This is a genomic window from Streptomyces sp. NPDC041068 (assembly GCF_040647455.1).
In the GTDB taxonomy this organism is placed as follows: Bacteria; Actinomycetota; Actinomycetes; order Streptomycetales; family Streptomycetaceae; genus Streptomyces.
Map to the genome: position 1 here is coordinate 460,219 of NZ_JBEZCG010000003.1, position 21,165 is coordinate 481,383.

Annotated in this window: 19 protein-coding genes; 12 read left to right on the forward strand and 7 right to left on the reverse strand. The window is 70.3% G+C overall.

Going from position 1 to position 21,165, the window contains the following annotated elements; translation table 11 throughout:
* Positions 1-19 precede the first annotated feature (19 nt).
* On the reverse strand, positions 20-1,252 hold the full coding sequence (locus tag AB0B50_RS09165) for a DUF349 domain-containing protein (RefSeq protein WP_362327921.1): 1,233 nt from the start codon (positions 1,250-1,252) through the stop codon (positions 20-22).
* A gap of 134 nt (positions 1,253-1,386) precedes the next feature.
* Positions 1,387-2,211 (reverse strand): peptidylprolyl isomerase, encoded by an 825-nt coding sequence (locus AB0B50_RS09170; protein ID WP_362327923.1) that lies wholly within the window; start codon positions 2,209-2,211, stop codon positions 1,387-1,389.
* A gap of 154 nt (positions 2,212-2,365) precedes the next feature.
* Between AB0B50_RS09170 and AB0B50_RS09175 the strand changes: the two genes are divergently transcribed.
* Together AB0B50_RS09175 and hisS are read left to right on the forward strand one after the other, a co-directional pair.
* Positions 2,366-3,079: an MBL fold metallo-hydrolase gene (locus AB0B50_RS09175; RefSeq protein ID WP_362327925.1), complete on the forward strand. Its 714-nt coding sequence runs from the start codon at positions 2,366-2,368 to the stop codon at positions 3,077-3,079.
* 13 nt (positions 3,080-3,092) lie between these two features.
* Positions 3,093-4,355, forward strand: coding sequence for a histidine--tRNA ligase (gene hisS, locus AB0B50_RS09180; RefSeq protein WP_362327927.1), 1,263 nt, complete (start codon positions 3,093-3,095; stop codon positions 4,353-4,355).
* A 158-nt stretch (positions 4,356-4,513) separates the two neighbouring features.
* Here hisS and AB0B50_RS09185 read toward each other — a convergent pair whose 3' ends face one another.
* Genes AB0B50_RS09185 through AB0B50_RS09200 form a run of 4 tightly spaced genes read right to left on the reverse strand, consistent with a single transcriptional unit; the run spans position 4,514 to position 8,044 of the window.
* Entirely contained in the window at positions 4,514-5,137 is a 624-nt protein-coding gene (locus tag AB0B50_RS09185) for a response regulator transcription factor (protein WP_362327929.1), read from the reverse strand.
* Complete coding sequence (locus tag AB0B50_RS09190) at positions 5,134-6,333, reverse strand: sensor histidine kinase (protein WP_362327931.1); 1,200 nt, start codon at positions 6,331-6,333, stop codon at positions 5,134-5,136. The genes AB0B50_RS09185 and AB0B50_RS09190 overlap by 4 nt, the downstream gene beginning before the upstream one ends.
* Positions 6,330-7,181 carry an ABC transporter permease gene (locus tag AB0B50_RS09195; RefSeq protein WP_362327933.1) on the reverse strand — a complete coding sequence of 284 codons (852 nt, stop codon included), beginning with the start codon at positions 7,179-7,181 and terminating at the stop codon, positions 6,330-6,332. Before AB0B50_RS09195 ends, AB0B50_RS09190 begins: the two co-directional genes overlap by 4 nt.
* Positions 7,178-8,044: an ABC transporter ATP-binding protein gene (locus tag AB0B50_RS09200; RefSeq protein ID WP_362327935.1), complete on the reverse strand. Its 867-nt coding sequence runs from the start codon at positions 8,042-8,044 to the stop codon at positions 7,178-7,180. Before AB0B50_RS09200 ends, AB0B50_RS09195 begins: the two co-directional genes overlap by 4 nt.
* Positions 8,045-8,193: 149 nt before the next feature.
* Here AB0B50_RS09200 and AB0B50_RS09205 point away from each other — a divergent pair, with 149 nt between their 5' ends.
* The 4 genes from AB0B50_RS09205 to rpsD all read left to right on the forward strand — a co-directional run bounded on the left by AB0B50_RS09205 (position 8,194) and on the right by rpsD (position 12,140).
* Positions 8,194-8,826: a vitamin K epoxide reductase family protein gene (locus tag AB0B50_RS09205; RefSeq protein ID WP_362327937.1), complete on the forward strand. Its 633-nt coding sequence runs from the start codon at positions 8,194-8,196 to the stop codon at positions 8,824-8,826.
* A gap of 77 nt (positions 8,827-8,903) precedes the next feature.
* Positions 8,904-10,265 (forward strand): replication-associated recombination protein A, encoded by a 1,362-nt coding sequence (locus AB0B50_RS09210; protein ID WP_362327939.1) that lies wholly within the window; start codon positions 8,904-8,906, stop codon positions 10,263-10,265.
* A gap of 125 nt (positions 10,266-10,390) precedes the next feature.
* Complete coding sequence (locus tag AB0B50_RS09215) at positions 10,391-11,176, forward strand: HNH endonuclease family protein (RefSeq protein ID WP_362327941.1); 786 nt, start codon at positions 10,391-10,393, stop codon at positions 11,174-11,176.
* A 349-nt stretch (positions 11,177-11,525) separates the two neighbouring features.
* A complete protein-coding gene (gene rpsD, locus AB0B50_RS09220; protein ID WP_055698916.1) occupies positions 11,526-12,140 on the forward strand; it encodes a 30S ribosomal protein S4 in 615 nt (204 codons plus the stop codon).
* Here the strand turns inward: rpsD and AB0B50_RS09225 are convergent.
* Positions 12,128-14,260: an AAA family ATPase gene (locus tag AB0B50_RS09225; protein WP_362327944.1), complete on the reverse strand. Its 2,133-nt coding sequence runs from the start codon at positions 14,258-14,260 to the stop codon at positions 12,128-12,130. The genes rpsD and AB0B50_RS09225 overlap by 13 nt on opposite strands.
* 172 nt (positions 14,261-14,432) lie before the next feature.
* Here AB0B50_RS09225 and AB0B50_RS09230 point away from each other — a divergent pair, with 172 nt between their 5' ends.
* The 6 genes from AB0B50_RS09230 (at position 14,433) to AB0B50_RS09255 (ending at position 21,111) form a co-directional block, all read left to right on the forward strand.
* Complete coding sequence (locus tag AB0B50_RS09230) at positions 14,433-14,879, forward strand: DUF948 domain-containing protein (protein WP_362327946.1); 447 nt, start codon at positions 14,433-14,435, stop codon at positions 14,877-14,879.
* Between the two features lie 7 nt (positions 14,880-14,886).
* A complete protein-coding gene (locus tag AB0B50_RS09235; protein WP_362327948.1) occupies positions 14,887-15,252 on the forward strand; it encodes a DUF6167 family protein in 366 nt (121 codons plus the stop codon).
* The gene (gene alaS / locus AB0B50_RS09240) at positions 15,252-17,921 is read left to right on the forward strand and encodes an alanine--tRNA ligase (protein ID WP_362327950.1); all 2,670 of its coding nucleotides are present in this window, start codon (positions 15,252-15,254) and stop codon (positions 17,919-17,921) included. Before AB0B50_RS09235 ends, alaS begins: the two co-directional genes overlap by 1 nt.
* On the forward strand, positions 17,921-18,406 hold the full coding sequence (gene ruvX / locus AB0B50_RS09245; RefSeq protein WP_362327952.1) for a Holliday junction resolvase RuvX: 486 nt from the start codon (positions 17,921-17,923) through the stop codon (positions 18,404-18,406). The genes alaS and ruvX overlap by 1 nt, the downstream gene beginning before the upstream one ends.
* A 124-nt stretch (positions 18,407-18,530) precedes the next feature.
* Positions 18,531-20,288 carry an endolytic transglycosylase MltG gene (gene mltG, locus AB0B50_RS09250; protein WP_362327954.1) on the forward strand — a complete coding sequence of 586 codons (1,758 nt, stop codon included), beginning with the start codon at positions 18,531-18,533 and terminating at the stop codon, positions 20,286-20,288.
* A complete protein-coding gene (locus AB0B50_RS09255; protein WP_362327956.1) occupies positions 20,278-21,111 on the forward strand; it encodes a shikimate dehydrogenase in 834 nt (277 codons plus the stop codon). The genes mltG and AB0B50_RS09255 overlap by 11 nt, the downstream gene beginning before the upstream one ends.
* The last annotated feature ends 54 nt before the right edge of the window (positions 21,112-21,165 follow it).

Sequence of the window (21,165 nt, forward strand, 5' to 3'; positions counted from 1 at the left end):
CTCAGCCGACTCAGCCGATTCAGCCGCCGAACTCGTGCAGGCCCTTCAGCGCCTGGTCGAGCAGTGCCTGGCGACCGTCCAGCTCCTTCTGCAGCTTGTCGGCCTTCGAGGTGTTGCCCGCGGCGCGAGCGGCCTCGATCTGGCCCTGGAGCTTGTCCACGGCCGCCTGCAGCTGACCGGTGAGGCCCTCGGCACGCGCGCGTGCCTCCGGGTTCGTCCGGCGCCACTCGGCCTCCTCGGACTCCTGCAGCGCCCGCTCCACGGCGTGCATACGGCCCTCGACCTTCGGGCGCGCGTCCCGCGGGACGTGGCCGATGGCCTCCCAGCGCTCGTTGATGGAGCGGAACGCGGCACGGGCCGACTTCAGGTCCGTCACCGGGACGAGCTTCTCGGCCTCGTCCGCCAGCTCCTCCTTGAGCTTGAGGTTCTCGCCCTGCTCGGCGTCGCGCTCCGCGAAGACCGCGCTGCGCGCCGCGAAGAAGACGTCCTGGGCGCCGCGGAAGCGGTTCCACAGGTCGTCCTCGTGCTCGCGCTGGGCGCGGCCCGCGGCCTTCCAGTCGGCCATCAGCTCGCGGTACCGCGCGGCCGTCGGGCCCCAGTCCGTCGAGCCCGACAGCGCCTCGGCCTCGCCGACCAGCTTCTCCTTGGTCTTGCGGGCCTCCTCGCGCTGGGCGTCGAGCGACGCGAAGTGCGCCTTGCGCCGCTTGGAGAACGCCGAGCGGGCGTGCGAGAAGCGGTGCCACAGCTCGTCGTCCGACTTGCGGTCCAGACGCGGCAGACCCTTCCAGGTGTCCACCAGGGCCCGCAGCCGCTCGCCGGCCGCCCGCCACTGCTCGCTCTGGGCCAGCTCCTCGGCCTCGGTGACCAGGGCCTCCTTGGCGTGCCGCGCCTCGTCGGACTGCTTGGCCTTCTGGACCTTGCGCTCCTCGCGGCGCGCCTCGACGCTCTCCACGAGCTTGTCGAGCCGCTTGCTGAGGGCGTCCAGATCGCCGACCGCGTGTGCCTCGTCCACCTGCTGGCGCAGGTGGTCGATGGCGGTCATGGCGTCCTTGGCCGACAGGTCGGTCGTTTTCACCCGGCGCTCGAGAAGTCCGATCTCGACGACCAGACCGTCGTACTTGCGCTCGAAGTAAGCGAGGGCCTCATCGGGAGATCCTGCCTGCCACGAACCGACCACTCGCTCGCTGCCGTCGGCCGTACGCACGTACACGGTCCCCGTCTCGTCGACGCGGCCCCACGGGTCGCTGCTCACAGCGCCTCCTCCACATGATGCCTGCGCAGGGCCTCGGGGCCCCCGGCATCGTCCACAGTTTCGTCTCCGCCAACATAGGCGACCGGCGGGTCGGCTGTCCGCATCCCGCACGACCGAAGTTTGCCCGGCGGCGGTCAGGATTTCGTGACGGTCGCCTTGTCGATGGCGACCGTCGCGTTCGGGGCGCCGTCGCCCCGCCCGCTGCTCTCACCGGCGGCGGCGATCTTCTTGAGCACCTTCATCCCGGAATCGGAAATGGTCCCGAACGGTGTGTAATCGGGTGGCAGCTGACTGTCCTGGTAGACGAGGAAGAACTGGCTGCCGCCGGTGTTGCGGCCCTTCTTCGACTGGGCGTTGTACTGGTTCGCCATGGCGACCGTGCCCGCCGGATACACGTTCCCCTTCAGGCGCTTGTCCTTGAGGTTCTCGTCCGGGATCGAGTAGCCGGGGCCGCCCTCACCGGTGCCCTTCGGGTCGCCGCACTGCAGGACGTAGATGCCGCCGGTGGTGAGGCGGTGGCACTTGGTGTGGTCGAGGTAGCCCTTGTTCACCAGGAAGTTGAAGGAGTTGACCGTATGCGGGGCCTTCGCCGCGTCCAGGTCGAGGCCGATGTCCCCGCACGTCGTCTTCAGGTCCATCGTGTAATCGGCGGACTTGTCGACGGTGAGTGCCGGCTCCTTCTTGAAGCTCAGCGGCTTCACCTTGCCGGGTGCCGCCTTCTTGCACGGGTCCTTCGGGGGAGTGCTGCTGGGCTGCGCGCTCGCGTCGTCCTTCGTGCCGTCGCCGTCGAAGGCGCCCGCCGCGTACGACACCGCGCCGCCCGCCACGACCACCGCGAGCGCGCCCGCGAGCACCGCGTTGCGCGCCCGTGCCCTGCGCCGCGCGGCCTCACGCCGCTGCTGCTGACGCACCAGCTTCTCCCGGGCGAGCTGCCGCCGCCGCTGCTCGTTGCTGACCACCGGGTTCTTTCCCCTTCCTGGGTGACCGCCTGAGTTGCCCCGTACCGTATATGGGTTAGCTGTGGAATCGGCAGCGCCGGTAGGCTCTGATCTGCCGCAATCTCCCGCAAGGGGCCGCGGCACCCTCCCGCCGGACGACGAACGAAGGACGATCGTGCTCATTGCCGGGTTCCCCGCCGGGGCCTGGGGCACCAATTGCTACCTGGTCGCCCCCGCCGCAGGCGAGGAGTGCGTGATCATCGACCCGGGCCATCAGGCCGCCCAGGGAGTCGAGGACGCACTCGAGAAGCATCGGCTCAAGCCCGTCGCCGTCATCCTCACCCACGGCCACATCGACCATGTCGCCTCGGTCGTCCCGGTGTGCGGAGCGCACGACGTACCCGCGTGGATCCACCCCTCCGACCGGTACATGATGAGCGACCCCGAGAAGGCCCTCGGCCGCTCCATCGGGATGCCGCTCATGGGCGAGCTCACGGTGGGGGAGCCCGACGACATGCGGGAGCTGACCGACGGCGCGGAGCTGAAGCTGGCGGGCCTCGACTTCTCCGTCGCGCACGCGCCGGGCCATACGAAGGGGTCGGTGACCTTCCAGATGCCCGAGACCCAGGAGATCCCCTCGGTCTTCTTCTCGGGCGATCTGCTCTTCGCCGGCTCCATCGGACGCACCGACCTGCCCGGCGGCAGCCACGCCGAGATCCTCGAGTCGCTGGCCCGTGTGTGCCTGCCGCTCGACGACTCGACCGTGGTCCTTTCCGGCCACGGTCCCCAGACATCCATCGGCCAGGAGCGCGCCACCAACCCGTATCTGCGGCAGGTGGCCGCCGGCTTGGGAGCGGACCCGACGTCCGCCCCGCGACGAGGAATGTGACGAGAGAAATTCCGTGAGCACCTTCAAGGCCCCCAAGGGCACGTACGACCTGCTTCCGCCGGACTCCGCGAAGTTCCTCGCGGTGCGCGAGGCGATCGCCGCGCCGCTGCGCAACTCCGGCTACGGCTACATCGAGACGCCCGGCTTCGAGAACGTCGAGCTCTTCGCGCGCGGTGTCGGTGAGTCGACCGACATCGTCACCAAGGAGATGTACGCCTTCACGACCAAGGGCGGCGACGAGCTCGCCCTGCGTCCCGAGGGCACCGCGTCCGTGCTGCGCGCGGCGCTGGAGGGCAACCTCCACAAGGCCGGCAACCTGCCGGTCAAGCTCTGGTACTCGGGCTCCTACTACCGCTACGAGCGCCCGCAGAAGGGCCGGTACAGGCACTTCTCCCAGGTCGGTGCCGAGGCGATCGGTGCCGAGGACCCGGCGCTCGACGCCGAGCTGATCATCCTGGCCGACCAGGCGTACCGCGCCCTCGGCCTGCGGAACTTCCGCATCCTGCTCAACTCCCTCGGCGACAAGGAGTGCCGCCCCGTCTACCGCGCCGCGCTGCAGGACTTCCTGCGCGGGCTCGACCTGGACGAGGAGACACGTCGACGTATCGACATCAACCCGCTGCGGGTCCTCGACGACAAGCGCGCCGACGTCCAGAAGCAGCTGGTGGGCGCCCCCTCGCTGCGCGACTACCTCTGCGACGCCTGCAAGGCGTACCACGAGCAGGTCCGCGAGCTGGTCACGGCGGCGGGCGTCGCCTTCGAGGACGACGAGAAGCTGGTCCGCGGCCTGGACTACTACACCCGCACCACCTTCGAGTTCGTCCACGACGGCCTCGGTTCGCAGTCCGCGGTCGGCGGCGGCGGTCGCTACGACGGCCTGTCAGAGATGATCGGCGGCCCCTCGCTGCCCTCGGTCGGCTGGGCGCTCGGCGTGGACCGCACGGTCCTTGCCCTGGAGGCGGAGGGCGTCGAGCTCGAACTGCCCGCGGCCACCAGCGTGTTCGCGGTGCCGCTCGGCGACGAGGCCCGCCGCGTCCTGTTCGCCAAGGTGACGGAGTTGCGCAAGGCCGGGATCGCGGCTGACTTCTCGTACGGCGGGAAGGGCCTGAAGGGCGCGATGAAGAACGCCAACCGCTCGGGCGCGCGCTTCACCGTCGTCGCGGGCGAGCGCGACCTCGCCGAGGGCGTCGTCCAGCTCAAGGACATGGAGTCCGGCGAGCAGTCGGCCGTCGCGGTGGACGAGATCGTGGCGGAGCTGAAGGCGAAGCTCGGCTGACACGTCCCGAGCGAGCGGAGGAGGGGCTGGATTTTCCAGCCCCTCCGGCGTTTTCCCAGCCCCTCCAGTGTTCTTCCCAGCCCTTCCGGCGTTTGAGGAGCGGGGTCCGGGGCGGAGCCCCGGGGACGGGACGGGTAGGGGCGGAGGGGGCGAAACCCTCAGTCCAGCAACCCGAACCGCATGGCACTCGTCACCGCCGCGGTACGGTCGTCCACCCCCAACTTCCCGAAGACCCGCAGCAGATGGGTCTTCACCGTCGACTCCGCCACGTGCAGCCGCCGCCCGATCTCCGCGTTCGTGCAGCCGTCCGCGACCAGCCTCAGCACCGCCGTCTCGCGCTCCGAGAGCCGCGGCCGCTCCGGCCGCGTACGCAACTGGTCCACGAGTCGGGCCGCCACCGACGGCGCGAGTACGGTCTCGCCCCGCGCCGCGGCCCGCACCGCGTCGGCCAGTTCGCCGCGGGCCAGGTCCTTGAGGAGATAACCCGCGGCGCCCGCCTCCACGGCGCGCAGGATGTCGCGGTCCGTCTCGTACGTCGTGAGGACGATGACCCGGCAGTCGAGCCCCGCGGCCGCCATCCGCTCGATGGAGTCGGCGCCGCCCCCGCCGGGCATCCGCAGGTCCATCAGGACGATGTCGGGGCGCAGTTCGGCCGCCAGGGCCTCCGCGCGCGGGCCGCTCGACGCCTCCGCGACCACGTCCAGGTCGGGCTCGGCACTCAGCATGGCGCGCAGCCCTTCGCGTACGACGGGATGGTCGTCGGCGAGCAGGACACGGATCACGAAGAGCTCCTTTCTGGGACGGGGAGCAGGACGGTCACGGTGGTGCCCTCGCCGGGGCCGCTGACGACCTCGGCGGTGCCGCTGACCTCCGCCGCCCGCGCCCGCAAGCCTCGCAGGCCGTACCCCTGGTGCGGCAGGCCGGGGTCGAACCCCCGGCCCTCGTCGCGCACCGCCAGGCTGAGCGAGGCGTGCGCGTACGCGAGGGTCACCGCTGCCGACGCGTCGGGCCCCGCGTGCTTGCGGACGTTGGCCAGGGCTTCCTGGCAGGAGCGCAGGGCCACCACCTCCAGGCCGGGCGGCAGCGGCCGCACGTCCCCCGTCACGCAGAGCGCCGCGTCGTGGCGGTCGGCGAGGCGGCGCAGCGCGTCTGGCAGCGGTCCTCCGCCGTCCAGATCGGCGGGGGCCCCGCCGGCGACCAGGGCGCGGGCCTCGGCGAGGTTCTGCCGTGCGGTGGCCTCCATGAGCGCCAGGTGGCGGCGGGCGGCGGACACATCCCGTGCCAGCTCCGCGTCGACGGCCTGGACGAGCATGAGGACGCTGGTGAACCCCTGCGCGAGGGTGTCGTGGATCTCCCGCGACATCCTCTCCCGTTCGGCGAGCGCGCCCCGCTCGGCGGAGAGCCTCGCGATCTCCTCGCGGCTGGCGTCCAACTGTGCGATGAGCTGGGCCCGTTCGTGGCTCTGCTCGATGACACGAGTGATCCAGATGCCCATGGCAGCCGAGAAGACCAGGGTGACCACGGCGAACACGGAGTTGTAGAAGACGTCCTGTGACGAGGGCCGCCACAGCACCGCCCAGCCCGCCACCGGCGCGGCGTTGATGACGGCGACGGCCACCATCGCCCTGCGCATCCGCAGGGCGATGAAGCACTGGGGGATGAGCGCGAAGGTCATGAGGCGGGTCTCACCGACCAGGACGCCCGGCGGCAGGAACAGCAGGAACGTCCCCGCGGCATAGCCGAGTGCCCGGCGTTCGTCCGCGCCTTCCGACACCAGGACGGCGCGTCCGAACAGCACGTACCAGGGGACGAGCAGCACGAGGAACGCGGCCGCGGCGCCCCGGACGGGCCATCCCGGGGCCGCGGTCCCGAGCACGAAGACCAGGGTGGCCAGCCACACCACCGCGAAGTAGGCGTCCCAGAGCCGGAAGGTGTGGTCCCAGACGTCGTGGTCGCGGGGTCCGGCGGACTCGCTCATCCGTCGCGCCGGTTCTTCCACTCGAAGGTCAGCATGCACAGCACCAATCCTCCGACGCACCAGGCGCCGAGCACCAGGGCGATCCGTCCGTACTCCCAGCTCCCCGCCTGTTCCAGGACGCTCGCCGACTCGGGCAGGAACACTCCGCGAAAGCCCTGGCACATCCACTTCAGCGGAAAGAGCGCGCCGATGTTCAGCATCCAGTCCGGGATGGTGTCGATGGCGATGTAGACCCCGGAGATGAACTGCAGCACCAGGAAGGGAAGGATGACCACCGACGACGCGCTGCGGCCGGACTTCGGGACGCTGCTGATCGCGATGCCGAGCAGGGCGCAGCCGGTGAGTCCGAGTACGAAGATCCAGCCGAAGGTGAGCCAGTCGCCCGCGCGCGTGGGCAGTTCGACGTCGAAGAAGCCCACTCCCACGAGGAGCAGAAGGGCCGTTTCCAGCAGGCCGGTGACCAGAACCAGCCAGATCTTCCCGAGGAAGTACGCGGCCGGTGGCATCGGGGTCCCGCGTAGCCGGCGCAGCACCTTCTCGTCCCGCTCGATGGCGATCGAGATGCCCAGGGACTGGAAGCTGGTCGACATGACGCCCGCGGCGATCATCGCGGCGACGTACAGCTGCGAGGCGGTGATGCCCGCGCCCTCCACGTCGTTGCTGAAGATCGACGCGAAGAGGAACAGGAAGACGACGGGGAAGGCGAAGGTGAAGACGACCTGGTCGCGCCGGCGGAAGAACTGCCGCAGTTCCAGGACGCCTTGGTGCAGGCCGAGCCGCCAGGCGCCGGGCAGCTGTGCGGAGCGCGTGGCCGGGCGGCGTACGCGGTCGGTCGTCGGCGTGGTCATCGCGCACTCTCCTGTCCGGTGAGCCGGAGGTAGACGTCCTCCAGGGTGGGGCGGCTGATCCGCAGGCCCGGGATCTCGCCGTCGAAGCGCCGCGCGAGCTCGGCGACGGTGCGGGTCGGTGTCGCGGTGCGCTCCCGGCGCGGCGCCCCGTCGGGCTCCGTCCACTCGACGGTGGCCTCGGCGCCGTGCCGGTGGCGCAGGGCGGCGGGCTCGCCCTCGGCGACCACACGCCCCTTCGCGATCACCGCGAGGCGGTGTGCGAGGGCTTCCGCCTCCTCCAGGTAGTGGGTGGTGAGCACGATGGTGGTGCCTTCGTCGGCCAGCCCCCGGATCAGCTCCCAGAACTGGCGCCGGGCGGCCGGGTCGAAGCCCGTCGTCGGCTCGTCGAGGAGCAGGAGGCCGGGCCCGCCGATCACGCCGAGCGCCACGTCCAGGCGCCGCCGCTGCCCTCCGGAGAGCGTCTTGGTGCGGCTGGACGCCTTCTCCTTGAGGCCGACGAGGCCGATCACCTCGTCGGGGTCGCGCGGGTGCGGGTAGTAGCGCGCGAAGTGCCGCACCGTCTCGCGCACCGTCAGCTCGGCGGGCGCGGACTCGTCCTGCCATACGATGCCGACGCGTGAGCGCCAGGCCCTTCCCGCCGAGCCGGGGTCGGCGCCGAGCACGGTGACGTCGCCTCCGTCGCGCGTCCGGTTGCCCTGCAGGATCTCCACGGTGGTGCTCTTGCCCGCGCCGTTGGGTCCGAGGATGCCGAAGACCTCCCCGGTCCGGATGGCCAGGTCGACCCCGTCGACCGCCGTCACGTCGCCGTACCGCTTGCGCAGTCCTCGTACGTCCACGGCTAGTTCGTGTCCGTGTGCTGTCATGCCGCCGAGCATTCCGCCGGTCCGAACGCCCGGGGACCTCCGTGCGTACTTCCTTATGTCCATCGAACGGTGGACACGCGCGCGCGTGCGGCACAATGTCCCTGCCCGCAGGCCACCACAAGCGACGGAACGGCGTGATGAGCAAAACGATGTCAGCGAAGGACGACGCCTTGGACGACGGTCAGGAGCAGAAGGACGCTCCCGGCGCGGTCGGCGGCAGTCGCGCGCTCGCCCTGCTTCTGGTGATCACGGGCGCGGCCGGTCTGCTCGCCGCCTGGATCATCACCCTGGACAAGTTCGAGCTCCTGAAGAACCCGAACTACACGCCGGGCTGCAGCATCAACCCGGTGGTCGCCTGCGGCAGCATCATGAAGAGCGAGCAGGCGGAGGCGTTCGGATTCCCGAACCCGATGCTGGGCCTGGTCACCTACGGCATCGTGATCTGCGTCGGCATGAGCCTGCTCGCCGGGGCCCGCTTCCCGCGCTGGTACTGGCTCACCTTCAACGCGGGCACGCTGTTCGGCGTCGGATTCTGCACCTGGCTGATGATCCAGTCGCTGTACCACATCAACGCGCTCTGCCTGTGGTGCTGCCTGGCCTGGGTCGCCACGCTCGTGATGTTCTGGTACGTCACGTCCTTCAACATCCGCAACGGCTTCCTGCCCGCGCCGCGCTGGGCCAAGAGCTTCCTCGAGGACTTCACCTGGGCCCTGCCCGTGATGCACACCGGCGTCATCGCGATGCTGATCCTCACGCGCTGGGGCGCCGACCTCTGGTCCTGAGGGCCTGGACGGGGGCCTGAGGCCCCGGATTCCGCCTCCCGGCGGGATTGTCAGTGGCGTGGCATAGGGTTCTTGACGTGGAGCCCGACCTGTTCACCGCCGCAGCAGAAGACCGCCAGGAGAAGGACCCGTCCAGCAGTCCCCTGGCCGTCCGGATGCGCCCGCGCACCCTCGACGAAGTCGTCGGCCAGCAGCACCTGTTGAAGCCGGGCTCGCCCCTGCGCCGCCTGGTCGGCGAGGGCGGCGGAGGCCCGGCGGGACCGTCCTCGGTGTTCCTGTGGGGCCCGCCCGGCATCGGCAAGACCACCCTTGCGTACGTGGTCTCGAAGGCCACGAACAAGCGCTTCGTCGAGCTCTCCGCGATCACCGCGGGCGTGAAGGAAGTGCGCGCGGTCATCGACGGCGCCCGCAGGGCGATGGGCGGTCACGGCAAGGAGACCGTCCTCTTCCTCGACGAGATCCACCGCTTCAGCAAGGCCCAGCAGGACTCCCTGCTCCCGGCCGTCGAGAACCGCTGGGTGACGCTGATCGCGGCGACCACCGAGAACCCGTACTTCTCGATCATCTCCCCGCTGCTCTCGCGCTCCCTGCTGCTCACCCTCGAACCGCTCACGGACGACGACCTGCGCGGCCTGCTGCGCCGGGCGCTCACCGACGAGCGGGGCCTCGGCGGCGCCGTCGAGCTGCCCGCGGAGGCCGAGGAGCATCTGCTGCGCATCGCGGGCGGGGACGCCCGGCGCGCGCTGACGGCCCTGGAGGCGGGCGCGGGATCGGCGCTCGCCAAGGACGAGAAGGAGATCACCCTCCAGACCCTGGAGGAGTCGGTCGACCGGGCCGCCGTGAAGTACGACAGGGACGGCGACCAGCACTACGACGTCGCGAGCGCCCTCATCAAGTCCATCCGCGGCTCGGACGTGGACGCGGCCCTGCACTATCTGGCCCGCATGATCGAGGCGGGCGAGGACCCCCGCTTCATCGCCCGCCGCCTGATGATCTCCGCCAGCGAGGACATCGGCCTCGCCGATCCGACCGCCCTGCCCACCGCGGTCGCCGCCGCGCAGGCCGTCGCCATGATCGGCTTCCCGGAAGCGGCGCTCACCCTCAGCCACGCGACGATCGCGCTCGCCCTCGCCCCGAAGTCGAACGCCGCGACGCTCGCGATCCAGCAGGCCCAGGCGGACGTCCGCGGCGGCCTCGCGGGCCCGGTCCCGCCCCACCTGCGCGACGGCCACTACAAGGGCGCGGCCAAGCTCGGCCACGCCCAGGGGTACGTCTATCCCCACGACGTCCCCGGCGGCATCGCCGCCCAGCAGTACGCCCCGGACACCATCGAGGGCAAGCAGTACTACCAACCCACGAGGTACGGCGCCGAGGCGAGGTACGCCGACGTGGTCGAGCGGGTCCGCGCCCGGCTCAAGGGCGAGCAGCCGGAGAGCTGAGCGCTCGCTCCGCGGGTCTTTCGGGTTCATCCGCGGGTGCGTCGTGGCTGGTCGCGCCCACGCGGCGGAGCCGCACATGTCACAGCCCCGCGCCTCTTCGGGCGCGGCCGCCTACGCTCGACGACATGGGTAGAACTGCCGGATCCGCTGTGGGGGCGGTGCTCGTCCTTGCCACCGTGGCCACGGCCTGCACGCCGCCGCAGCTGGACCGAGCGGAGGCCCGTCGCGCGAGGAGCTCTCCCGCGACGGCCAGCAAGTCTCCGCCGTCCCCGAAGCCCTCGCCGTCGAACGCCCCCCTCACCAGCCCCGACTTCCCGCCCACCCCGGCCCAGGCCCGCGACCAGCTCGCCCGCCTCACCGTCGCCTGGGGCAAGAACTGGCAGACGTACAAACGCTCCGAATTCGGCGAGGGCTGGTCCGACGCCGTCGACGCCCCCGGCGGGCGCAACGGCTGCGACACCCGGGACGACGTGCTGCGGCGCGACCTGAGGAACCTGCGCGAGGGCGACCGCAACCCCTGCGTCGTGCTCTCCGGCACCTTGACCGACCCGTACACCGGCAAAGAGCTGCCCTACTACTACCGCAGGGCCTCCCAGATCCAGACCGACCACGTCGTCGCGCTCGGCGCGGCCTGGCGGGCCGGCGCCTGGGCCTGGACCCCGCAGCGGCGCCTCACCTACGCCAACGACCTGGACGTCCTGCTCGCCGCCGACAAGGACACCAACTACAAGAAGAGCAGCCAGACCCCCGACAAGTGGAAGCCGCCCCGCAAGGAGTACTGGTGCGAGTACGGGCGCCGCTGGACCGGCATCAAGGCCAAGTACGGCCTGACGGTCACCGCCCCCGAGAAACTGGCCCTCCAGGACCTCCTCGCCACCTGCGGCCGAGACGCCGGAGCAGGCCCCGGCTGAGGCACATCGCCGCACCCGGTACACTTGCCCGAAGTGCTGCGTCCCGTGTCCGGTCTCGTACCGGCACCACCAGAACGGGACATCCAGCCGGAACCCCACCGCCGCAAGGCAAGGGGATCCAGGAGCGTCGCGCACCGTCGAAGGTGTCGCGGGCAGCCCACCACCATCCCGGAGCCCCGGGAACCGGTCGGTGGGCCACTCGCGTGCTGCACATAGTGCCCAGACCAGGGAGCGGCTGCCTCACGGCCCATGGCTTTCGAGCCCGGGACCACGAGGTTTCCCAGGCTGCGGATGCGACCTCCCCTAACCCTGGTGAAGCCGAATTCACTGAGAACAGAGAGGTTGGTTCATGCCGAACCAGTCCCGCCCCAAGGTCAAGAAGTCGCGTGCCCTCGGCATCGCGCTGACCCCGAAGGCCGTCAAGTACTTCGAGGCCCGCCCCTACCCGCCGGGCGAGCACGGCCGTGGGCGCAAGCAGAACTCGGACTACAAGGTCCGTCTGCTCGAGAAGCAGCGTCTGCGCGCGCAGTACGACGTGTCCGAGCGCCAGCTCGTCCGCGCCTACGAGCGTGCCGCCAAGACGCAGGGCAAGACCGGTGAGGCCCTGGTCATCGAGCTGGAGCGTCGTCTCGACGCCCTGGTTCTGCGTTCGGGCATCGCCCGCACGATCTACCAGGCCCGCCAGATGGTCGTGCACGGCCACATCGAGGTCAACGGCCAGAAGGTCGACAAGCCGTCCTTCCGCGTCAAGCCGGACGACGTCGTCATGGTCCGTGAGCGCAGCCGCGAGAAGCCGCTGTTCCAGGTCGCGCGCGAGGGTGGCTTCGCCCCCGACGGCGAGACCCCGCGCTACCTCCAGGTGAACCTGAAGGCCCTGGCCTTCCGCCTGGACCGCGACCCGAACCGCAAGGAGATCCCCGTGATCTGCGACGAGCAGCTCGTCGTCGAGTACTACGCCCGCTGACCCGGACGTAGCTCACCCTGCTTCAGCCCGTCGCCTCCCCGCCCTTCCTGGCGGGGCAGGCGGCGGGTTCGGTCGTTCACGGGGTCGTGGCGCAGCGCACGCGAGACCGCCGCGTCCAGACCGAGCCCCGCCCCCGCGCGCACGCACTCCTCGTACCGCTCGTCGCCGAGCGCCTCGCGGGCCTGCCGCTCGCACAGCGCGTGCGGCCCGCCGAAATGGCCCGAGCCGAACAGCGGAAGCCCCACCGAGGGCCAGATGCGGGACGCGGCGCCCTGCAGCACCGCCGCCTCCACGGGATCGCCCTCCGCCGCCGTGAACAGCGCGAGCAGCTCGATGGACAGGACCGTGCCCAGCAGGTCGTGGAAGCGGTGGTCGAGGTCCAGCGACCGGGCGAGCAGCTCCCGCGCCGTCCGCGCCTCGCCCCGGGTCCAGGCCGCGAAGCCGAGGACGTAGAGGGCGTAGGCGAGGGCCCAGCGTTCGCCGTGGTCCTCGCAGACACGGCGTACGTCCTCACAGAGCTCCACCGCGTCGTCGAGCTCGCCGCCGAAGGCGAGCGCCATGGCCAGCTCGACCTGGCCCATCAGGACGTTGCTGTTGAGCTCGCCGATCTCCCGGTAGCGGTCGAGCGCCGAGCGCAGCAGGGTCTTCGCGCGCGGGATGTCGTCCGTGACCAGGGCAAGACAGCCGATGCGGTGCTCCGCGTACGCCGCGGCGATCGCGCTGCCAGAACGTTCCGCCCCGTCGCGGCACTCGTGCAGCGCGGCGAGGGCGGCGACGGTGTCGCCCTGGAGCACCGCCACGTAGCCGAGCACCCACAGCGCCTTGAGCCGCGAGTCCTCGTGGCCGCCGTCGAGTTCGAGGGCCCGGTCCAGCCAGTGTCTGCCCTCCGCGAGTCGCCCGCAGCCGACCCAGTAGAACCACAGCGTTCCCGCGAGGTACTGCCCCAGGTGCGCCTCGTCCCGCTCGGTCAGGCAGAACTCCAACGCGGCGCGCAGATTGGGCAGTTCGGCGTCGATGAGGGCGGCGACCTCCGGCTGGCGCGGCGAGAACCAGTCCAGCTCGCACCAGGTGGCGAGCCCCATGTACCAGTCGCGGTGCCTGCGGCGCATCCGCGCGCTCTCGCCCGTCGCCTCCAGCCAGTCCGCTCCGTACGCCCTGACCGTGTCGAGCATGCGGTAGCGGACGCCCGACGCGCCCTCCTCGCGGTTCACGACGGACTGCGCGAGCAGTTCGCCCAGGACGTCGAGCACGTCGTCGGTGTGCAGCCCGTCCCCGGTACAGATGTACTCGACGGCCTCCAGGTCGAACTGCCCGGCGAACACCGAAAGGCGCGACCACAGCAGCCGCTCGCGCGGGGCGCACAGCTCGTGGCTCCAGCCGATGGCCGTCCGCAGCGTCTGATGGCGCGGCGGTACGTCGCGCCGGGCCCCGGTGAGCAGCCGGAACCGGTCGTCGAGGCGGGCGAGCAGCTGCGCGGGGGAGAGCGCCCGCAGTCGGCCCGCGGCCAGTTCGACGGCGAGCGGGATGCCGTCGAGGCGCCGGCACAGCTCAAGGACGTCCTCGCGGTTGCCGTCGTCAAGGGCGAAGCCGGGCAGACCGGCCGCCGCGCGGTCACCGAAGAGGGCGGCCGCGTCCGGCGCGGGCATCGGCGCCAGCGGGAAGAGCCGCTCGCCGTCGGTGTCCAGGGGCCTGCGCCCCACGGCGAGCACCCGCAGGCCGGGGGAGCGCACGAGCAGGTCGTGGATCAGCGGGGCGCAGTCGTCGACGAGGTGCTCGAAGCCGTCGACGACCAGGAGCAGTTCCCGCTCGGCGAGGTGCCCGAGCAGCACTTCGCGCGGCGGCCTGCTCGTGTGGTCGGTCAGCTCCAGCGCCTCGGCGAAGGCGTGCTCCAGCAGATCGGCGTCGCGCAGCGGCGTGAGATCCACCAGCCAGGCGCCGTCCCGCAGCGAGCTCTTCGCCGCCGCCCGCGCGGCGAGGCGCGACTTCCCGACCCCGCCGACCCCGGTCACCGTGATCAGCCGCCCGTCCTCCAACGCCGAGGCCAGTGCGGCCAGTTCGGCGGTGCGCCCGACGAAGGCGTTGAGTTCCAGGGGGAGATTGCCGGGCTGAGAAGGTCGCATGAGGTACGGAGCGTACTCATCCGTTTGCGGTCCGTACAATCACTTCGGGCAACTCCTGTTGCGGCGAGGGGGAATGCGGTGCGGACCCGCGGCCCCGGCGCGATAGGGTCGGGGGACGACTTTTCGATGTTCAGAGACGATGTCTCGACGATGTCTCAGGGAGCGGTGCCAAGTGTCCGGTGGTGAGGTTGCCGGGATCCTGGTGGCCGTCTTCTGGGCGATCCTGGTCTCCTTCCTCGCGGTGGCACTGGCGAGGTTGGCCCAGACGCTCAGGGCGACCACCAAGCTCGTCGCGGATGTGACGGAGCAGGCGGTCCCCCTGCTGGCAGACGCCTCCAACGCGGTGCGCTCCGCGCAGACGCAGATCGACCGCGTCGACGCCATCGCCTCCGACGTCCAGGAGGTCACGTCGAACGCGTCGGCGCTGTCCACGACGGTCGCCTCAACCTTCGGCGGCCCGCTCGTCAAGGTGGCCGCGTTCGGCTACGGCGTGCGCCGGGCCATCAGCCGCAAAGCAGGCCCCGAAGCGAAGGAAATGCCCGCCAAGCCGTCCCGTCGTACGGTGATCGTGGGCCGCACCGTCCCATCCGCACGGCGGGGAAAGCGGAAGAAGGACTGACGCAGCGATGTTCCGCCGTACGTTCTGGTTCACCGCTGGCGCAGCCGCCGGCGTATGGGCCACCACCAAGGTCAACCGCAAGCTCAAGCAGCTGACCCCCGAGAGCCTCGCCGCGCAGGCCGCGAACAAGGCGATCGAGGCGGGTCACCGGCTCAAGGACTTCGCGCTCGATGTCCGCGACGGAATGAACGAGCGCGAGGCGGAGCTGGGAGAGGTGCTGGGTCTGCACGACCACCCCGACGCCGAGCTTCCCGCGCAGCGCCGCTTCGCGGTCATCGAGAACCACAGCAGCACCAAGCACCACACGATCGACAAGAAGACGAAGTACATCGAGAACACGACGTACTCGTACAACCGGAATGAGGACCACTGATGGAGTCGGCTGAAATCCGCCGCCGCTGGCTGAGCTTCTTCGAGGAGCGCGGGCACACCGTCGTCCCTTCGGCGTCGCTCATCGCGGACGACCCGACTCTGCTCCTCGTCCCCGCGGGCATGGTCCCCTTCAAGCCCTACTTCCTGGGTGAGGTCAAGCCGCCTGCCCCGCGCGTCACCAGCGTGCAGAAGTGCGTGCGTACGCCCGACATCGAAGAGGTCGGCAAGACCACGCGCCACGGCACGTTCTTCCAGATGTGCGGCAACTTCTCCTTCGGGGACTACTTCAAGGAAGGCGCCATCAAGCTGGCCTGGGAGCTGCTCACCAGCTCCGTGGCCGACGGCGGCTACGGCCTCGACCCGGAGAAGCTCTGGATCACCGTCTACCTCGACGACGACGAGGCCGAGCGGATCTGGCACGAGGTGGTCGGCGTCCCCAAGGAGCGCATCCAGCGCCTGGGCAAGAAGGACAACTTCTGGTCCATGGGCGTCCCCGGCCCCTGCGGCCCGTGCTCCGAGATCAACTACGACCGCGGCCCGGAGTTCGGCGAAGAGGGCGGCCCCGCCGTCAACGACGAGCGCTATGTGGAGATCTGGAACCTGGTCTTCATGCAGTACGAGCGCGGCGCGGGGGACGGCAAGGAGGACTTCCCGATCCTCGGCGAGCTCCCGTCGAAGAACATCGACACGGGCCTCGGCCTCGAGCGTCTCGCCATGATCCTGCAGGGCGTGCAGAACATGTACGAGACCGACACCCTGCGCGTCGTCATGGACAAGGCCACCGAGCTGACCGGCGTGCGCTACGGCGCCGACCACGGCTCGGACGTCTCCCTGCGCGTGGTCGCCGACCACATCCGTACGTCGACCATGCTCATCGGCGACGGCGTCACGCCCGGCAACGAGGGCCGTGGGTACGTCCTGCGCCGCATCATGCGCCGTGCCATCCGCAACATGCGTCTGCTCGGTGCCACGGGCCCGGTCGTCAAGGACCTCATCGACGTCGTCGTCGACACGATGGGCCTGCAGTACCCGGAGCTCATCGCCGAGAGCAAGCGCATCGAGACCGTCGCGCTCGCCGAAGAGGCCGCCTTCCTCAAGGCCCTCAAGGGCGGCACGAACATCCTCGACACCGCCGTCACCGAGACCAAGGCCGCCGGCGGCAAGGTCCTCTCCGGCGACAAGGCGTTCCTGCTGCACGACACGTGGGGCTTCCCGATCGACCTCACCCTGGAGATGGCCGCTGAGCAGGGCCTTTCCGTGGACGAGGACGGCTTCCGCCGCCTGATGAAGGAGCAGCGGGACCGCGCCAAGGCCGACGCCAAGGCCAAGAAGACCGGCCACGCCGACCTGCACGCCTACCGCGAGATCGCGGACGCCTCCGGCGCCACCGACTTCACCGGCTACTCCCTCACCGAGAACGAGGCCGTGATCGTCGGCCTGCTGGTCAACGGCGTCTCCTCGCCCGCGGCCACCGAGGGCGACGAGGTCGAGATCGTCCTCGACCGCACCCCGTTCTACGCCGAGGGCGGCGGTCAGATCGGCGACACCGGCCGCATCCGCCTGGACAGCGGCGCCGTCGTCGAGGTCCGCGACGTGCAGAAGCCGGTGCCCGGCGTGCACGTCCACAAGGGTGTCGTCCAGGTCGGCGAGATCACCGTCGGCGCCCCGGTGTGGGCCTCGATCGACGCCCACCGCCGCCGCGCCATCGCCCGCGCCCACTCCGCCACGCACCTCACGCACCAGGCGCTGCGCGACGCGCTCGGTCCGACGGCCGCCCAGGCCGGTTCCGAGAACCAGCCCGGCCGCTTCCGCTTCGACTTCGGCTCGCCGAACGCCGTTCCCGGCTCGGTCATGACGGACGTCGAGCAGCGGATCAACGACGTGCTCTCCCGTGAGCTGGACGTCCAGGCCGAGGTCATGTCGATCGACGAGGCCAAGAAGTCCGGCGCCATCGCCGAGTTCGGCGAGAAGTACGGCGAGCGCGTGCGCGTCGTCACCATCGGCGACTTCTCCAAGGAGCTGTGCGGCGGCACCCACGTGCACAACACCGCCCAGCTCGGCCTGGTGAAGCTGCTCGGCGAGTCCTCCATCGGCTCCGGCGTGCGCCGCATCGAGGCGCTGGTCGGCGTCGACGCGTACAACTTCCTCGCCAAGGAGCACACGGTCGTCGCCCAGCTCCAGGAGCTGGTCAAGGGCCGTCCCGAGGAGCTCCCCGAGAAGATCTCCGGCATGCTCGCGAAGCTGAAGGACGCCGAGAAGGAGATCGAGAAGTTCCGCGCGGAGAAGGTCCTCCAGGCCGCCGCCGGTCTCGTCGAGGGCGCCAAGGACGTACGCGGCGTCGCGCTCGTCACGGGTCAGGTGCCGGACGGCACGGGCGCCGACGACCTGCGCAAGCTGGTCCTCGACGTGCGCGGCCGCATCCAGGGCGACCGTGCCGCCGTGGTTGCCCTCTTCACGACGGCCAACGGCCGCCCGCTCACGGTCATCGCCACCAACGAAGCCGCCCGTGAGCGCGGCCTCAAGGCCGGCGATCTGGTCCGTACGGCGGCCAAGACCCTCGGCGGCGGTGGCGGCGGCAAGCCGGACGTCGCCCAGGGCGGCGGTCAGAACGCGGCCGCCATCCCCGAGGCCATCGCCGCCGTCGAGCGCCTCGTGGGCGAGACGGCCTGATGACTGAGCCTGCGCAGGGCATGCGTCGCGGCCGGCGTCTGGCCATCGACGTCGGCGACGCCCGGATCGGGGTCGCCTCGTGCGACCCCGACGGGATCCTCGCCACGCCGGTCGAGACGGTGCCGGGACGCGATGTCCCGGCCGCCCAGCGCCGGTTGAAGCAGCTCGTCGACGAGTACGAGCCGATCGAGATCGTCGTCGGCCTCCCTCGCTCCCTCAACGGGGGCGAGGGCCCGGCGGCCGCCAAGATCCGTGCGTTCACGCAGGAGCTCGCCCGCATGGTCGCCCCCATTTCGGTGAGGCTCGTGGACGAGAGGATGACCACAGTGACGGCCAGTCAGGGCCTGCGCGCCTCCGGCGTGAAGTCCAAAAAGGGCAGGTCTGTCATCGATCAGGCGGCAGCCGTGATCATCCTTCAGCAGGCCCTGGAGTCCGAACGGGCGTCAGGTAAAGCTCCCGGCGAGGGCGTCGAAGTGGTCATCTGATCGCGATACGGTAACGTTCCGCGCGATGCGGCGGCGTTCGAACAGCTGCCGCACAGCATCAAGAGGCGGAACGGTTGCCCGACTGCTCGGACGGCGGCCCCGCCTCGCGGCATGTAGGGGATCGATGACTGAGTATGGCCGGGGCCCAGGCTCCGAACCGTGGCATCCGGAGGACCCGTTGTACGGGGACAGCGGATGGGGAGGACAGGCGCCCGCGGGCGGCCAGTCCACCTACGGCGGCCAGGGGCAGTACCACCCGCAGCAGCCGCATCAGCATCAGCCGCCGCACCAGTCGCAGTACGGCGGTGACTGGAACACCGGTCAGCAGCAGGGTTACGGCCAGCAGCAGTACGGCGGTGGCCAGCAGCAGTACAACGGCGGTCCCGCCCAGGGCTACAACGGCGGCCCCGACCACGGTTACAACGGCGGTTCCGACCACGGTTACAACGGAGGTCCCGGCTCCTACGAGGGGGGCTGGGACACCGGCCGTCAGGACCAGGTCCCGTACACCGGCGACCCGATGGACCCCTACGGCGGCCAGCAGGGCGGCTATGGCGCGGAGGCCCCCGACTACTACGCGACGCCCGAGGCCTATGCGCCGCCGGAGCCGCCGAGCCGCCGCCGTCCGCCCGCTCCCGAGCACTCCGAAGAGGCCGAGCAGGACTGGGACCCGGGCCCGGACCAGGGCGAGCACGCGTTCTTCGCCGGCGGCGGGGACGACGATGACGACTACGACGACGAGCCCGGCCGCAAGGGCGGCCGCGGCGACCGGCGCGGCGGGCGTGGCGGAAAGAAGCCGAAGAAGCGCCGCAGCGGCTGTGCCTGCCTGGTCGTGACACTGGTCTTCGCGGGCGGCCTCGGCGGTGTCGGCTATTTCGGTTACCAGTTCTACCAGGACCGTTTCGGCACGGCGCCGGACTACGCGGGCGAGGGGTCGGGGACGGCCACGGTCGACATTCCCAAGGACTCCAGCGGCTACGCGATCGGCCAGAAGCTCAAGGACGCCGGAGTCGTCAAGAGCGTCGACGCCTTCGTCTCCGCACAGGGCCAGAACCCGCAGGGCAAGTCCATTCAGGCGGGCGTCTATGTGCTGAAGAAGGAGATGTCAGCCAAGAGTGCCGTGGAATTGATGCTCAGCCCCAAGAGCCGCAACAACCTCATCATTCCCGAGGGCAGGCGGAACGCGTGGGTCTACCAGCAGATCGATACGCGTCTGGACCTTGACAAGGGCACCACGGCAAAGGTTGCCAAGAGGGAATGGAAGAGTCTCGGACTTCCTGATTGGGCGAACACCAACAAGGACATCAAGGACCCGCTGGAAGGATTCCTCTATCCCTCCAGCTATCCGGTCGCCAAGGGGCAGAAGCCCGAGGACGTCCTCAAGAAGATGGTCGCCCAGGCGAACGAGAAGTACGACGAGTTCGGCCTCAAGTCGAAGGCCGATGAACTGCAGTTGAAGGACCCGCTGCAGGTTCTCACCGTGGCCAGCCTTGTGCAGGCCGAGGGTATGACGCACGACGACTTCAAGAAGATGGCGGCCGTTGTCTACAACCGCCTCAAGGCGTCCAACACGGTGACCAACCAGAAGCTCGAATTCGACTCGGCGTACAACTACATCAAGGGTCAGAGCGAGATCAACATCCCGATCTCGGAGATCAGGAACGACCCCAACCCGTACAACACCTACTACCACAAGGGCCTTCCGCCAGGGCCGATCGCAAACCCGGGCGATGACGCACTGAAGGCCACGCTGGCTCCGGACGATGGCGGCTGGATGTTCTTCATCTCCATCGACGGAAAGAAGACCGAGTTCACCAAGACCTTGGCCGAGCACGAAAAGCTGGTCGAGAAGTTCAATGATCGGCAGAAGAATGGCGACTGAGAGCGGCCGCAGGGCCGCGGTCCTCGGCTCCCCGATCGCCCATTCCCTCTCCCCGGTGCTGCACCGCGCCGCATATGGGGAGTTGGGTCTGAGCGAGTGGACGTACGACCGTTTCGAGGTCGATGAGGCGGCCTTGCCGGGATTCGTCGAAGGGCTCGGTCCTGAATGGGCGGGGCTTTCGCTGACCATGCCGTTGAAGCGGGCGATCATTCCGCTGCTGGATGAGGTCAGTGAGACCGCGGCGTCCGTCGAGGCCGTGAACACCGTCGTGTTCGCGGAGGACGGCAGGAAGGTCGGCGACAACACCGACATCCCCGGCATGGTCGCCGCGCTGCGGGAGCGCGGGATCGAGGAGGTGGAGTCCGCGGCGATCCTCGGCGCGGGCGCCACCGCGTCCTCGGCGTTGGCCGCGCTCGCGCGGATCTGCACGGGCGAGGTCGTGGTGTACGTACGCAGTGAGGCCCGTGCCGCCGAGATGCGGCAGTGGGGCGAGCGGCTGGACGTCGAGGTGCGTACCGAGGACTGGGCGGATGCCGAGCGGGCGCTGAGTGCGCCACTGGTGATCGCGACGACGCCCGCGGGGACCACGGACGTGTTGTCGGCGGCGGTGCCGGAGCGGCCCGCCACGCTCTTCGACGTGCTCTACGACCCGTGGCCCACCGCGCTCGCGGCCCGCTGGTCGGCGTACGGCGGGGCGGTCGTCAGCGGCCTCGACCTGCTCGTGCACCAGGCGGTGCTCCAGGTCGAGCAGATGACCGGCCGCGCCCCCGCGCCGCTCGGCGCCATGCGCAAGGCGGGGGAGCACGCGCTCGCCGCACGGTAGGACCGCGTCCGGCAGATGGACCGGACGCCGGGGCCCTCCTCCGGTCGTGGGAGG